At 73.7% G+C, this 13857-nt stretch carries 15 protein-coding genes; 8 read left to right on the top strand and 7 right to left on the bottom strand.

All coding sequences use genetic code 11. The annotated features are described in order from the left end of the window. Positions 1-6: 6 nt before the first annotated feature. From AMK24_RS14075 to AMK24_RS14065, 3 genes are all read right to left on the bottom strand, one after another. Positions 7-666: a DUF5063 domain-containing protein gene (locus tag AMK24_RS14075; RefSeq protein ID WP_073768624.1), complete on the bottom strand. Its 660-nt coding sequence runs from the start codon at positions 664-666 to the stop codon at positions 7-9. Between the two features lie 134 nt (positions 667-800). Continuing rightward, a complete protein-coding gene (gene recR, locus AMK24_RS14070; RefSeq protein ID WP_073768622.1) occupies positions 801-1400 on the bottom strand; it encodes a recombination mediator RecR in 600 nt (199 codons plus the stop codon). Between the two features lie 91 nt (positions 1401-1491). Further along, positions 1492-1836, bottom strand: a complete 345-nt coding sequence (locus AMK24_RS14065; protein WP_073768620.1) for a YbaB/EbfC family nucleoid-associated protein — start codon at positions 1834-1836, stop codon at positions 1492-1494. Positions 1837-2290: 454 nt separating this feature from the next. Here AMK24_RS14065 and AMK24_RS14060 point away from each other — a divergent pair, with 454 nt between their 5' ends. Next, a complete protein-coding gene (locus AMK24_RS14060) occupies positions 2291-3121 on the top strand; it encodes an SLATT domain-containing protein (protein WP_073768618.1) in 831 nt (276 codons plus the stop codon). 109 nt (positions 3122-3230) lie between these two features. Here the strand turns inward: AMK24_RS14060 and AMK24_RS14055 are convergent, their stop codons facing one another. The 3 genes from AMK24_RS14055 to AMK24_RS14045 form a co-directional block, all read right to left on the bottom strand. Next, positions 3231-3881 carry a hypothetical protein gene (locus AMK24_RS14055; protein ID WP_073768616.1) on the bottom strand — a complete coding sequence of 217 codons (651 nt, stop codon included), beginning with the start codon at positions 3879-3881 and terminating at the stop codon, positions 3231-3233. 133 nt (positions 3882-4014) lie between these two features. Next, complete coding sequence (locus AMK24_RS14050) at positions 4015-4725, bottom strand: GntR family transcriptional regulator (RefSeq protein WP_073768614.1); 711 nt, start codon at positions 4723-4725, stop codon at positions 4015-4017. A gap of 432 nt (positions 4726-5157) precedes the next feature. Beyond that, entirely contained in the window at positions 5158-6585 is a 1428-nt protein-coding gene (locus tag AMK24_RS14045) for an aspartate aminotransferase family protein (protein ID WP_073768612.1), read from the bottom strand. 156 nt (positions 6586-6741) lie between these two features. Between AMK24_RS14045 and AMK24_RS14040 the strand changes: the two genes are divergently transcribed. The 5 genes from AMK24_RS14040 (at position 6742) to AMK24_RS14020 (ending at position 11106) form a co-directional block, all read left to right on the top strand. After that, the gene (locus tag AMK24_RS14040; protein ID WP_073768610.1) at positions 6742-7380 is read left to right on the top strand and encodes a DJ-1/PfpI family protein; all 639 of its coding nucleotides are present in this window, start codon (positions 6742-6744) and stop codon (positions 7378-7380) included. Beyond that, positions 7373-7894: a MarR family winged helix-turn-helix transcriptional regulator gene (locus AMK24_RS14035; RefSeq protein WP_073768608.1), complete on the top strand. Its 522-nt coding sequence runs from the start codon at positions 7373-7375 to the stop codon at positions 7892-7894. The genes AMK24_RS14040 and AMK24_RS14035 overlap by 8 nt, the downstream gene beginning before the upstream one ends. Positions 7895-7968: 74 nt before the next feature. Further along, on the top strand, positions 7969-8688 hold the full coding sequence (locus AMK24_RS14030; RefSeq protein WP_073768606.1) for a hypothetical protein: 720 nt from the start codon (positions 7969-7971) through the stop codon (positions 8686-8688). Between the two features lie 153 nt (positions 8689-8841). Beyond that, complete coding sequence (locus AMK24_RS14025; protein ID WP_073768604.1) at positions 8842-9795, top strand: aldo/keto reductase; 954 nt, start codon at positions 8842-8844, stop codon at positions 9793-9795. 63 nt (positions 9796-9858) lie between these two features. Then, a complete protein-coding gene (locus tag AMK24_RS14020) occupies positions 9859-11106 on the top strand; it encodes a serine hydrolase domain-containing protein (RefSeq protein ID WP_073768602.1) in 1248 nt (415 codons plus the stop codon). Positions 11107-11170: 64 nt separating this feature from the next. Here AMK24_RS14020 and AMK24_RS14015 read toward each other — a convergent pair whose 3' ends face one another. Next, on the bottom strand, positions 11171-11758 hold the full coding sequence (locus tag AMK24_RS14015; RefSeq protein ID WP_242435144.1) for a TetR/AcrR family transcriptional regulator: 588 nt from the start codon (positions 11756-11758) through the stop codon (positions 11171-11173). Between the two features lie 153 nt (positions 11759-11911). Here AMK24_RS14015 and AMK24_RS14010 point away from each other — a divergent pair, with 153 nt between their 5' ends. Together AMK24_RS14010 and AMK24_RS14005 are read left to right on the top strand one after the other, a co-directional pair. After that, complete coding sequence (locus AMK24_RS14010) at positions 11912-13021, top strand: IS701 family transposase (protein WP_242435143.1); 1110 nt, start codon at positions 11912-11914, stop codon at positions 13019-13021. A gap of 124 nt (positions 13022-13145) precedes the next feature. Further along, the gene (locus AMK24_RS14005) at positions 13146-13589 is read left to right on the top strand and encodes a MarR family winged helix-turn-helix transcriptional regulator (RefSeq protein ID WP_073768598.1); all 444 of its coding nucleotides are present in this window, start codon (positions 13146-13148) and stop codon (positions 13587-13589) included. Positions 13590-13857 lie beyond the last annotated feature (268 nt).

Below are 13857 nucleotides of genomic sequence, written 5' to 3'. Positions count from 1 at the left end.
CGCCCCCTACTTCACCGGCCGCAGCCCCAGGGGGCCCGCGATCTCCTGGAGCATCACGCGGCCCGCCTCCTCCGCGAGGTCGTCGTCGCCCGGGTCCTGGTCGGTGTCCAGGCCGTCCAGTTCCGCCAGGGGCTGGCCGAGGCGGATGTGGGCGACCAGGGACTGGAGGGCGCGAAGGGCGGCGGAGGCGGTGGAGCCCCAGTTGGAGAAGTACGAGAACTGCCACCACCACAGCGCCTCGGCGGTGCGGCCGGCCTCGTAGTGCGCGAGTCCGTGGCCGAGGTCGGTGACCAGGTCGGCCAGGTCGTCGGAGATCCGGTGCGGGACCGGCGCCTTGCGGGGCTCGTACGGGTCGAAGACCTCGGAGTAGACGTCGATCGGCTCCAGCAGCGCCGCGAACCGCTCGCGCAGGCCGTCCGCCTCCGGCTCCGCCCCGAGATCCGGCTCGTAACGCTCGTCGGGCAGGACGTCCTCGTACGCGCCGAGACGGCCGCCCGCGAGCAGGAGCTGCGAGACCTGGAGCAGCAGGACCGGGACGGCCTCCTCCGGCTCCTCGACCTTGGACACCTCCGTGACCGCGACGATGAACGTCTTGATCTGGTCCGCGATCTGGACGGCGAAGTCGCCCGGGTCCTGCGTGACGGAGTTCAGCGTGGCGTCAGACATCGAGGGGACCTCCCGTGGGCGCGGTCACAGACGGTGAAGGGAACGACGATGAAGGGGACGGCGAACCGAGTGCCGGGACGGACGGCGGAGAGGACGGCCACGCGTGCGGGGGCCGCGCGTGCGGGGCAGAGGCGTCAGACATCCAGCAGCCGCCTCCCCTCGAAAGCCCGCCCCAGGGTGACCTCGTCGGCGTACTCCAGATCGCCGCCGACCGGCAGGCCGCTGGCCAGCCGGGTCACCCTCAGCCCCATCGGCTTGACCATCCGCGCCAGGTACGTCGCGGTGGCCTCGCCCTCCAGGTTGGGGTCGGTGGCGAGGATCAGCTCCGTGATAGAGCCGTCCGCGAGCCGCGCCAGCAGCTCGCGGATACGCAGGTCGTCCGGGCCGACGCCCTCGATGGGGCTGATCGCCCCGCCCAGGACGTGATAGCGGCCGCGGAACTCCCGCGTCCGCTCGATCGCCACGACGTCCTTGGGCTCCTCGACCACGCAGATGACGGTCTGGTCGCGGCGCGCGTCCCGGCAGATCCCGCACTGCTCCTGCTGCGCCACGTTGCCGCACACGGTGCAGAACCGGACCTTGTCCTTGACCTCCAGCAGGGCGTGCGCGAGGCGGCGCACGTCCGTGGGCTCGGCCTGGAGGATGTGGAAGGCGATCCGCTGCGCGCTCTTGGGGCCGACGCCGGGCAGCCTGCCCAGTTCGTCGATGAGCTCCTGAACCACGCCTTCGTACAACGGAACGCCTCTCTTCGCTTCCTGCTCCGTACCGTAGTGGGTACGGGTCGGTACCAGTAGGCCCCGGCGGGGCCGCCCGGATCCGGTGGGGTCAGAACGGCAGACCCGGGATGCCGCCCCCGCCGCCCAGGCCCTGCGTCAGCGGTCCGAGCTTCTCCTGCTGGAGCGCCTGCGCGTTCTCGTTGGCCGCCTGGACGGCCGCGACGACGAGGTCGGCGAGCGTCTCGGTGTCCTCCGGGTCCACCGCCTTCGGGTCGATCACCAGGGAACGGAGCTCGCCGGAGCCGGTCACGGTGGCCCGCACGAGACCGCCGCCCGCCTGTCCGTCGACCTCGGTCCCGGCCAGCTCCTCCTGGGCCGCGGCGAGATCCTGCTGCATCTTCTGGGCCTGCTGGAGCAGCTGCTGCATGTTGGGCTGGCCACCACCGGGAATCACGGTCACTCCTGGCATTTCGACGACGAATGTTTCGGTAAGCCGAGCCTACGTGCTCCCCGGGCACCGCGCTCCACCCGCCGGGGACCAACTCTTTCGGGTGAGATTCGCGGACCCGCGTGAGCGCTCCTATACCTGACCAGCGACCCCACACAGGCGGTAATCCAGCGATTTCGACCCCACGGACCACCATTCGGCGGTAGGAAGGGCATACACATCGACACGCGAGCGTGGCTGTGCGGTGACGCAGTGTTACCCCTCACAGGTTTCAGAAGTTCTCGGTCACGCGGACCGCTCCGCCCCCCTCCGGGCCCGGCCGGGTCCGGTTCCGGGACCGGCCGGGCCCGGTTCCAGGTCCGGTTTCGGGTCCGGTTCCAGGTCCGGTTCCGGGTCCGGTTTCCGGCGCCGGGAAGCCCCACGCGTCCGTCCGTCCGTCAGAGTGCAGAGGAGTGCCCCGGTGAGTCAGCCGGATCAGCAGCCCGAGGGGCCGCCCCGCAAGGAGTCCGACGCGGGATCCGGTGAAAACGGAGTTGCGCGTTCCGTGGCCGCTTCCGGCCCCCCGGCCCGGGAGCACGAGGATGGCCGCACCGGCGGCCGCGCCGGGGGGCGGGACCTGACCGGGCGGCCGTTCCCCCTCGGTGACTGGGGGGAGCCGGCCGAGCGGCTCGACGAGCTCTACCGCTGGGTCGAGGCCGGCGCGCTGGACACCGCCGACTGGTATCTGAAGGACCGCGTCTGGAAGCGGCGGGCCGCCCGGGGCCTGCGGACGGGCACGGCCGCCGGGGTGGTCGCCGGGGCCGCGCTGCCGCTGCTCGACCTGACCGGGACGCTGAGCGGTTCGGCGGGCTGGGGCTACCTGTCGCTGCTGCTGGGGGCCGCCTGCATGGCCTGCGACCGGTACTTCGGTCTCACCTCCGGGTGGATAAGGAACCTCGCCACGGCCCAGGCAGTGCAGCGGCGGCTCCAGGTGCTCCAGTTCGACTGGGCTTCGGAGTGCGTACGGGAGGTGCTCGGGCCGACCGAGGGGACGGCCAGCGAGGCGACCGAGCGGTGCCTGGGGGTGCTGCGGAGGTTCTCCGAGGACGTGACCGACCTGGTGCGGTCGGAGACGGCGGACTGGATGGTGGAGTTCCGGGCCGGGCCCGCGCCGATGGGCATGCAGGCCCTGGCCTCGGGGAGCACCGGAGGCCGGGGGGAGCAGGGGGCGGCGCCGGGGCGCTTCTCGATGCCGTCGGTGGCGGCACGGCCGAACATGCCGCGGCAGCGGCCGCCGGAGTCGCCCCGCTGAGGGCCGCCGGGGCGGGGCTCCGGGAGGGGGTGCTCCGGGGCGCCGCCCGGTGGGACCGCGCCCGCCCCCGCCGGAGGGGGCGCGGCTCGGCGCCCCGGGCCGCGGGACCTCAGCTGAAGACGATCATCGAGCCCTGCGCCAGGCTGCGGGTCGCCGCCGCGTGGAGGCCGAGCCAGACGTGGCGTTCGCGGGCGAACGGGCTGTCGTCGTAGGGGATCGGGGCCGCCGGTTCCTCCAGGGCGGTGGGCCCGGAGGGGGGCTGCGGGGCGGCCGGGGGGTTGGCCGGGTCGATGCCGATGGCCGGGGCGACGAACTCCAGCTCCCGCAGCAGCCCGTGCGCGGAGCCCAGCGGCCCGCCGCCCGCCAGGAGTGCGTCGTCGGAGAGCGGGACCGGGAAGTCCACCGGCACGTACGCCCCGGCGTGGTCGTAGTGCCAGACCAGGTGCGACTGCTGCGCGCCCTGCTCGAACATCTCCAGCAGCCGCTCGTACTCGCCGTCCAGACCGTCGACGGGGGTGACCGCGAGGCCGCTCAGGTGGAGCAGGTAGGCGCGGCGCAGGAAGTGCAGCGCGTCGTAGTCGAAACCCGCCACGGGGGCGACGTCCCCGTTGAGGCCCGGCATGTAGGCGTAGACGGGGACGGGCGGCAGCCCGGCGTCGTTCAGCGCCTTGTCGTAGAGGGCGATCTCTTCGGCGAACGGATTGTCGGCGCTGTGGCACAGCACGTCGACGAGGGGGACCAGCCACAGGTCACAGGCCACGAAGTCTCGCTCTCCCACGGATTCGGCGATCGTCGGAACAGCCTAATGCGGGGCGAACCTCACGCACAGTGCCCCGGCGTCCGCGAGCTCACGCACCACGCACCGCGCCCCGGCGGCTCCGGCGCCCCCGGCATCACGCACCGCTTCCCGGCGGCTCCGGCCCGGTTTCGCGGGCCTCCCGTGCTTCCAGGCGCTCCGCCCAGGCCAGCGCGTGGCCGTAGTACGCCTGCATCGCGGCCCGGACCCCGTCGCGATCGCCGCGGCCGATGGCCTCGACCAGTTCCTCGTGGCCGAACCACAGCACGTCCTCGTCCATACCGTCACGGCGCAGCCGGTGCACGGCGAACACCCATGCCTGGACGCGGAGCCGGGTGAGGAAGTCGGCGATGTGCGGGTTGCGGACGAACTGCCCCAACTCCCGCCAGAACCTCAGGTCGTAGCCGATCAGCACATCGAGGTCGCCGCCCTTCGCGGCGCGGACCGCCTCCGCGGCCCGGCGGCGGATCGGGGCGAGCGCCTCGGGCCGGACGGCGACCTGCCCGGCGGGGTCGCGGAAGAGGCCGTCGACGACGAGCGCGCGGGCCTCGGCCATCGCCCGGTAGTCGGCCACGGTGAACTCGCGCACCTGGAAGCCCCGGTGCTGGTCGGAGACGAGGAGCCCCTGCGCGGAGAGGTCGAAGAGCGCCTCGCGGACGGGGGTCGCGGAGACCCCGTACTGCTCGGCGATCTGCTTCACGGTGAATTCCCGGCCCGGCGGCAGCCGTCCCGCGACCACCTCGTCCCGCAGCGCGTCGGCGATCTGCCGGCGCAGGGTGTTGCGCGTCACGCCTCCACCCGGCCTCATCCCGGCCCCCATCCGTACGCCCCTGTCCGCCCCCGGCCGCCCCGTTCACCGGCCGTTTCCGGCGGGGGGCACTTCCGGCTCGGGTCACCTTAAGCCAGAGCCCCGGCATGCCCGATTCCGGGCAGGGTGGGGGCCGCGCGGCTACGTACACGGGCGGTTACCCGGAGTGCGGACCGGGAACGCGCCCGGCGAACCGGACGGCCGGACGGCCGGACAGCCGGACGGCCGGACAGCCGGGGAGGAGGGCCCGGCCGCCGGGAGCAGGGCGGGCGGGCCCGGCCGAGGGGCGGGTTCGGCCGAGAGGCGCGGGCGGGTTCGGCCGAGGACGGGGCCCCGGCCGAGGGGCGGCCGGGCGGGCGGGTACGGCCGAGGGGGCGGCCTCCAGTCCGTTCCGGGCTCCGCCCCGCACCCGCCCCGGCCCCCTTCCGCGCCCTACGCGCCCTTCGCGCCCTTCGCGCCCTTCGCGCCCTTCGCGCCCTTCGCGCCCTCCACCGTGTACGTGTCCGCGACGGAGAGGGCGGCGTCCAGGGCCGCGAGCCCTTCCCGGGCCTCGGCCTCGGAGACGTTGCAGGCGGGGACGGCGTGGGTCCGGTTCATGTTGATGAACGGCCACAGCCCCTCCTTCTTCGCCGCCGCGCCGAACGCCGCCATCGGGGCGTTCGCCTCGCCCGTGGCGTTGTACGGGACGAGCGGTTCGCGGGTCTCCCGGTCACGGACCAGGTCCAGCGCCCAGAACGCGCCGAGGCCGCGCACCTCGCCCACCGAGGGGTGGCGTTCGGCGAGTGCGCGGAGGCCGGGGCCGAGGACGGTCTCGCCGATGCGGGCCGCGTGCTCGACGACCTTCTCGTCCTCCATCACGCCGATGGTGGCGACGGCGGCGGCGCAGGCCAGCGGGTGGCCGGAGTAGGTGAGGCCGCCGGGGTAGGGGCGGGTCTCGAAGGTCGCCGCGATCTCGGCGCTGATGGCGACGCCGCCGAGCGGTACGTAACCGGAGTTGACGCCCTTCGCGAAGGTCAGCAGGTCCGGCACGACGTCGAAGTGGTCGGCGGCGAACCAGGCGCCCGTGCGGCCGAATCCGGCCATCACCTCGTCGAGCACGAAGACGATCCCGTACCGGTCGCAGATCTCGCGCACGCCCGCCAGGTAGCCGGGCGGCGGGGTCATGATGCCGGCGGTGCCCGGGATGGTCTCCAGGACGATCGCGGCGATGGTGGCCGGGCCCTCGAAGGCGAGGGTGTCCTCCAGGTGCTGGAGGGCGCGGGCGCACTCCTCGGCCTCGTCCGCGGCGTGGAACGGCGAGCGGTAGAGGAACGGGGCCCAGAAGCGGACGACGCCCGCCGAGCCGGTGTCGGAGGGCCAGCGGCGCGGGTCGCCGGTGAGGTTGATCGCGGTGGAGGTCCCGCCGTGGTACGAGCGGTAGGCGGAGAGCACCTTGGTCCGCCCGGTGTGCAGCCGGGCCATGCGGACGGCGTTCTCGACGGCCTCGGCCCCGCCGTTGGTGAAGAAGATCTTGTCCAGGTCGCCCGGAGTGCGTTCGGCGATGAGGCGAGCGGCCTCGGAGCGCGCCTCGACCGCGAACGCGGGCGCGAAGGTGGCGAGCTTGCCCGCCTGCTCCTGGATCGCGGCGATCACGGTGGGGTGCTGGTAGCCGATGTTGGTGTAGACGAGCCCGCTGGTGAAGTCCAGGTAGCGGTTGCCGTCGTAGTCCCAGAAGTAGGACCCCTCGGCGCCGGCGACGGCGAGCGGGTCGATGAGGCCCTGGGCGGACCAGGAGTGGAACACGTGCGCGCGGTCCGCGGCCTTCACGGCCGCACCGGCCGCGGGGTCGGCGTACGGGGCATGAGGGGCATGAGGGGTCATGCGGCGAGCGTAGGCGGGGTTCGGGGCCGTCCTCCATGGCCACCTTGTACGGCCTGGGGCGGATGGATCGGCAGGGTGTCGGGTCCTGGCCGGACGATGGATTGACAGCATGCTGGCAACATGACAGTCTTTTGTCATCCAACCGAGGGAGTCCTCATGGCCGTCATCAGCAACGGCAGCACCGGCGACAGGACCGTGCACCTCGCCGTCTACGACGCCTTCGCCGACTGGGAGACCGGGTACACGACCGCCCACCTCGCGCAGAACGGCTACACCGTGCGGACCGTGGGACTCACCCCGGAGCCCGTGACGACCATGGGCGGCCTGCGCGTCCAGCCCGACCTGACGCTGGACGAACTCCGGCCGCAGGACAGCGCGTTGCTGATCCTGACCGGGGCGACCGGGTGGGACACGGGCGACACGCTGGCCCCGTTCGCCCGGACGGCCCGCGCCTTCCTGGACGTGGGGACGCCGGTCGCGGCGATCTGCGGGGCGACGGCCGGGCTGGCGCGGGAAGGGCTGCTGGACGACCGGACGCACACGAGCGCGGTCTCCTTCTACCTCGCCGCGACGGGATACGCGGGCGGCGAGCGGTACGTGGACGTGGACGCCGTCACGGACGCGGGGGCGGGCACGGGCGGCCGGCTGGTCACGGCCGGGCCGACGGAACCGGTCGCGCTCGCGCGGGAGGTCTTCGCGCTGCTCGGGGTGTACGGCCCGGAGAAGCTGGACGCGTGGTACCGGCTGTTCCACGACTCGGACGCGAGCGCGTACGAGGTGCTGGAAAGTGCGTGAGGACCGTGCGGACGGGGAGGACGTCCGGCTCCAGCAGGACCTGTTGAGCCGGACGGCGCTCACGGTGTTCCGGCTGAACGGACAGTTCCTCTCGGTGGCCGACGGGCTGGCACGGCCGGGCGGCCTCACCGCGGCGTGGTGGCAGGTGCTGGGGGCGGTGCTGCGGGAGCCGCTGCCGGTGGCGGGGATCGCCCGCTCGATGGGGATCACCCGGCAGAGCGTGCAGCGGATCGCGGACCTGCTGGTCGGGCGGGGGCTCGCGGAGTACGTCCCGAACCCGGCCCACCGCCGGGCGAAGCTGCTGCGGCCCACGGCGGCGGGACGCGAGGCGGTGGCCCTGATCGAACCGTCCCACGCCGAGTTCGCCGCGCGGCTGGTGGCGGAGCTGGGGGCGGAGGAGGCGGCGGACACGGTGCGGGTGCTGGAGCGGCTTTCGGAAGCGGTGGACCGCCTCACCACTCCGGACGGCCCGGACGCGGGCGGCGGAACCGGATCGCGGGAAGACGTGTCGTAGAGAAGGACCGTGGCCCCGCCGCCCCTGCCCGGCGGGGCCGTCCTCGTGCGGGCCGCAGGGGAGGGACGCGCACCATGGACCAGCTCGGCTCCGACGACCCGCACCGCGTCGGTGCGTACCTGCCCCTCGGCCGTCTCGGCCGCCACGCGGAGACCCCGGCGGGTGCGGCGGGCCCCGAGCACCGAACCGCGGCCCCCGGCAGCACCGCCGAACAGCCCCCCGCTCAGGCCCTCTTCGCGCCCCCGCCTCCGCCGCCCCGACGGGATGGCCGTCCTCTCGGAGCCACCGTCGCGCTCATCGCCGTCGCCGTGGTCGTGGCCCTGGGGTCGGGCGGATCGGTGTACGCGTTCATGAAGGACGGCACGCAGGGGAAGACCGTGTCCCCCGGCCCGTCCGGGTCCGCCACCGTCGAGGACGGGCGGCCGGGCGAGGCGGACACCGTCCCGGAGGACTTCCTGGGGACCTGGTCCGGCTCCATACCGGGCGAACAGAGGCCGTCCACACGTCTGCTGACCATCCGTCAGGGCAAGGTCGGCGATCAGGTCCTCACCCTCACCGCCGAGGGGCCGCTCGCGACCGGGGGCACGTACCACTGCGAGTTCACAGCCCCGCTCGCCGGGCGCCCCGCCGAGGCCGGACCGGTCCGGCTCGGGCCCTCCACGGTGTCCTCCGGAAGCCCGGCCGCCTCCTGCACGCCGGGCAGGCCCACCGAACTGACCCTGCTCCCGGACGGCACCCTGCGGCGGTCCACCACCGGGACGGACGAGAGCCTGGTCTACACCCGGGCGGAGTGACGCCGCCCGGCGGCGAGCCCTCCGGCCGGAACCCCGCGGACTTTCCGAAGTCGTCGGAGGTCGGCAAGTCGCGACGGGTTGCTGTCCCCCGGGGCCCGCGGGCTGTTGCTATGAAGTGGTCGCTTTCCTCTGTGGAGAAGGGAGTTCCGCGGGATGCGGACCACAACACTGGGCAGGGACGGGCCGGTCGTCGGACGGCTCGGGCTGGGCGCCATGGGGCTCTCGTACCGCTACGCCCCCGGCCAGCGCGACCGGACCAAGGCCGTATCGCTGGTCCAGGAGGCGGTGGACCTCGGGGTCAACCTCCTGGAGACGGCCGGGGCGTACGCGGCCGGGGACAACGAGCGGCTGATCGGCGAGGCCATCCGCGGCAGGCGGGACGAGGTGGTGCTCTGCACCGGTGGCGGGCTGCTCGGCGACCCGGACGGCGGGCTGCGGCCCGCGGGCGGCCCGCGGGCGCTGCGGGACGCGGTGGACGAGAGCCTGCGCCGGCTGCACGTGGACCACATCGACCTCTATCTGCTGCGCCGCGTCGACCCCGGCGTACCGCTGGAGGAGAGCTGGGGCGCGCTGGCCGAACAGGTCTGGGCGGGCAAGATCCGCATGCTGGGGCTGCCCGTCGTCACCGTGCAGGAGGCGCGCGAGGCCGAAGCCGTGCACGAGGCGGCGGCGATGGCGGCCGAGGTGTCGCTGTTCACCCGCTGCGGTCTCGACGACGTCGTGCCGTACGCGGTGGAGCGCCGGATCGCCCTGCTGGCCGGCGCCCCGCTCGGCCGGGGGCTACTGGCCGGTGCGCTGTCCCGCCACGACGACCTGCCCCCGGACGACTGGCGGCGCACCCAGCCCCGCTTCGCGCCCCGGGCCATCCGCCACAACCACGCGCTCACCCAGGCCGTCGCCCAGGTGGCCGCCCGGCACGAGGCGACCCCCGCGCAGGTCGCCCTGGCGTGGCTGCTGCGGCTCGGCGACCACGTGGTGCCGCTGCCCGGCACGAGGGCGTCCTACCACCTCGCGGAGAACCTCGGCGGCGACCGGGTCCGGCTGACCGAACAGGACCTGACCGACCTGGAGTTCCTGCCCTACCCGGCGGGTGCGCCGGAGGCGTGAACCGATCCCGGACCGCCCCCGCACCGCTGTTCCCGACCCTCCACCACTTATGGAGTTCCTGACATGACGACCTCTCTGGTACGGCAGGTCCTCCCGAGGCCACGGCCACGGGCGGCGACGGCCGGCGTCCACGGAACCACCGCACCCGGATTCGCCTCGGTGCGCCACTGCTTCGAACGGGCCTGCCGGGAGTCGGGGCCGCCCGGTTCCCAGGGGGCCGCGCTGGCGGTCGTACGGGAAGGGGAACTGGTCGTCGACCTGTGGCACGGCACCGCCGACCCGGTCACCGGCGCCCCGTGGACCGGCGACACCCTCGAACCGCTGCTGACCGGCTCCCACTCCGTCCTGGCCACGGCGGTCCTGCTCCTCGCCGACATGGGGGCGCTCGCCCTGGACCGGCCCGTCGCGGACTACTGGCCGGAGTTCGCGGTGCGCGGCAAGGGCAAGGTGACGCTGCGGGACGTGCTGACGTTCACCGCCCGGCTGCCGGGCATGGTGGCGGGCCTCGACCAGCGGGACGTCGAGAACCCGCGCATGATGGCCGCACTGCTCGAACTGCACAGCCTGGAGGAGGACCCCCGGGCGGGCGGGGTGCTGCACGGGCCGTGGACCGCCGGGTGGATCGTCGCCGAGGTGGTCCGCCGGGTCGACGGCCGCGACCTCGACCTGTTCTTCCTGGAGGAGATCGCCGGTCCGCTGGGCCTGGACGTCCACTTCGGCCTGGTCCCCGACCAGCTGCCGCACGCCGCCCGCATCTCGTACGACCCGGACTTCCGCGCCCGCTTCCCGGCGCCGGACGGCGGCCCGGACGACGGCGCGGCGGACCTGTTCGGACGGGTGTGGAACAACCCGTCCCCGTTCCCGCCGGACGCCGGGGTGTGGGGCGAGACCCGGCGGCGGTACGCGATCGTCCCGTCGCTCGGGGTGTACGCCTCCGCCCGGGGCCTCGCCCGGCTCCAGGGCGTCCTGGCCGCCGACGCCGTACGGGCCCCGGGCGAGGAGCCGCTGCTGCTGTCGCGGCGCACGCTCGACCAGGCGCGGAGCTTCTGGGTCGAGGGGCTGGACCCGCTGCTCGGCGGGGTCAGCGCGTACGGCGAGGGAGGTCTCCAGCTCCTCGACGAGGGCCTCCACCCGGCCGTCCGCGCCGGGGCCTTCGGCCACCAGGGCCCCGGCGGCATCGCCTACCAGGCGTGGCCCCAGGCCAGGACCGGGGCCGCGTGGGTCCGCAGCAGGCTGACGGCGGACCCCGGGGCGCGGGTCATGGACGAGGTGGCGGACGCGGTGGAGCGGGCGGCACGGGACGCTTTCTGAGGCCGCCGAACGCCGGACGGGCGCCGGCCGGGGCCGGCGGGGCGGTCGGGCGCCGGCCGAGCGGTCAGCCCCCGCCCGGCCTCGCCGCCGCCAGGTCCGGCGAGGCGGCGCCCGGGGGCCCCGGACGGGGATCGCCGGCGGCGAGGCCGTGCAGGACGACGTCCCAGACCGAGTCCCACACCACGTCCCGGGTCGTGCCGTTGGCGGCCATCGCCCCCTCGGCGAGATGCGACAGCATCGCCGCCGCCGCCTCCGGCGCCACGCCGGGGCGCAGACGGCGGGCGCCGTGGGCCCGGTCGAGCAGGGCCCGGAGCACGGGCATCCAGGTCTCGGCCAACGGCGGTTCGTCCTCGGGTGCGTTGGCCTCCAGCCTGCGCGCGGCGCGGACGAAGGAGTCCTCTCGCGCCACCCGGGCCAGTGTGCCGATCAGGACGCGCAGTTCCCTCAACGGATCTGTAGACGGCGTGAGTTCGTCGACGCAGCGGGCGAATCGGGCGGACCCGACCGTGCGCACCTCCTCGGCCAGGGCGGTCTTGTTGCGGAAGTGGAACGTCAGAGCACCGATGGAGGTGGCCGCCCGCCAGGCCACTCCCTGGAGCGAAGCGCCCTCGTAACCGCGCTCGGCGAACTCGTCGGCAGCCGCCTCCAACACGGTCCGACGCGTCCTAGCCGCCCGTTCCTGCATGCGCCTTCTCCTTGGACCTCGGCAAATAGTCGTTGTCTCCCCTAGAAATATAACGAACATTCTCTATGTTTGTTAGTCTGCTGAGCGACGCTCACCTGGGAGGGACCTGCAGTGACGACGATGCACGAAACGCCCGACATGACGGCGAGCCGGCCACTGGGCGACTTGCCCCGGCTCCTGTTCGGCCATTTGCACCGCTCCGACCAGCAGCGTTGGGGTCAGGTGTACCTGCAGGGGCTCCTGCGCACCCACGGGAAGAAGACCGTGCGCCGCATGGCGGCCGTGGTGACCGGTTCGGAGGCGGCCTCGACGTCCCTGCACCAGTTCGTCAACGCCAGCCCCTGGGAATGGGCCCCGGCGCGCGGCGAGTTGGCCCGCTGGGCCGCCCGTTCGCTGCCCGTGCGCGCCTGGACCCTGGCGCCGGCCGTCCTGCCCAAGCGGGGCGACCGCTCGCCCGGCGTGCACCAGCGCTTCCTCCCCGAGTCCGGGCGCACCGTCAACTGCCAGCTGGGCATGGGCCTGTTCCTGGACGTGGGCCGGGCCCACGTCCCGGTCGACTGGCAGCTGTTCCTCCCGCCCCGCTTCACCCACGACGAGACCGTGCGCGACCGGGCGAAGATCCCCGCCACGACACGGACCCAGCCCCTGTGGGACCACGCCCTGTCCCTGGTACGGGAGATGACGTCGTGGTCCCACGGGAACACGGCGCCGGTGGTGGCCGACCTGACCTCCCTCTGCGACGTCGACCCGCTGGCGCAGCGGCTCCAGGGCTCCGGGCACCCCTTCGTGCTCGCCGTCCCGGGGCAGACCGCTCTCGGCGGGCCCGAAGTGCCGCCGGGCGACAAGGAGTCGGCGCGCGGCCTGCTGCTGCGCCGGGGCGTCCGGCACCCGGCCGGGGCGGGCCGGCACGTCGTCTCGCACGAGACGACCGTGCGCGGACTGCGCCCGGACGGGGAGCGCACCCACGGGCCGGGGCGGCTGATGGCGGAGTGGGACGCGGGCAGCGGCCGGCCGGGGCGGATCTGGCTGACCAACATCACCGACCGGAATCCGGCCGAACTCCTGGAGCTGGCCCGCTCGCCCCGGGGGGCGTCGGCGGCGGTCCACCGCATGGGCGAGGACTTCGGCCTCCTGGACTTCGAGGGCCGCTCCTTCCCCGGCTGGCACCGGCACATGACGCTCGTGTCCGCCGCCTACGCCTGCGACACCCTGGGGGGCGCCACCCCCTGACTCTTTTGCTTGCTTATACAAATAAATATCGGCCAGGGCGGCTCCATATCCATCCCGACCCTCCCCAGATGATTGCACAGGCATGTATCTTGGTGTCATCGCAGTCGAGAAGGGGAGCTGTTCCATGACGATCAACCAACAGCCACGCGCCGCCTCCGACCAGGTCATGTGGGAGGCCGTCCTCGGCCTGCACACCTTCGTGGAGCGCCAGCTCGCCCACACCCTCCAGCGCCGCTACGGCGTCGGACTGTCCGAGTACCGCGCCCTGGAGGCGCTCACCCAGGCCGAGAAGGGCGAGTGCCGGATGCAGGAGCTCGCGGACCACATCGGCTTGGGCCAGAGCTCGGTGACGCGCCTGGTCGGACGCCTGGAGGGCGCCGGCTACGCCTACAAGGACAGCTGCGCCGACGACAAGCGCGGCGTCTTCGCCGTCATCACCGAAGACGGCCGCAAGCGCTACCAGGAAGCCCGTGCCACGTACGCCGACGTCCTCAGCTCGGCCCTCAACACCGCGAGCGCCGACGACCAGCTCGCCCGGGCGGTGCAGGCGCTGCGCAGCGCCGCCTGACGAGACCGCGGCTGACGGCGGGAGGCGTCCGGGGCAACCCGGCCTCCCGCCGTCTTTGCATGTTCGGGCTTCCACGCCGGCCCCACGGGGCTGTGACCCAGGTCACACGTACCTCCAAAGTATTTGCTTGACCATGCAAATGAACACGGATAGATTCTTCCTCATAGCCGGACCGGCCGCACCAGCCGGACCAGCCGCACCAGCGAGCACAGCCACACCCGTGGGGCCGGTCGAACCAGCCAGACCGGCCAGATCGCCCATCCACCAA

Source organism: Streptomyces sp. CB02366 (assembly GCF_001905905.1).
Lineage (GTDB): Bacteria > Actinomycetota > Actinomycetes > Streptomycetales > Streptomycetaceae > Streptomyces.
The sequence above is the reverse complement of the archived record's forward strand: the minus strand, read 5'-3'. Positions and strand labels throughout refer to the sequence as shown.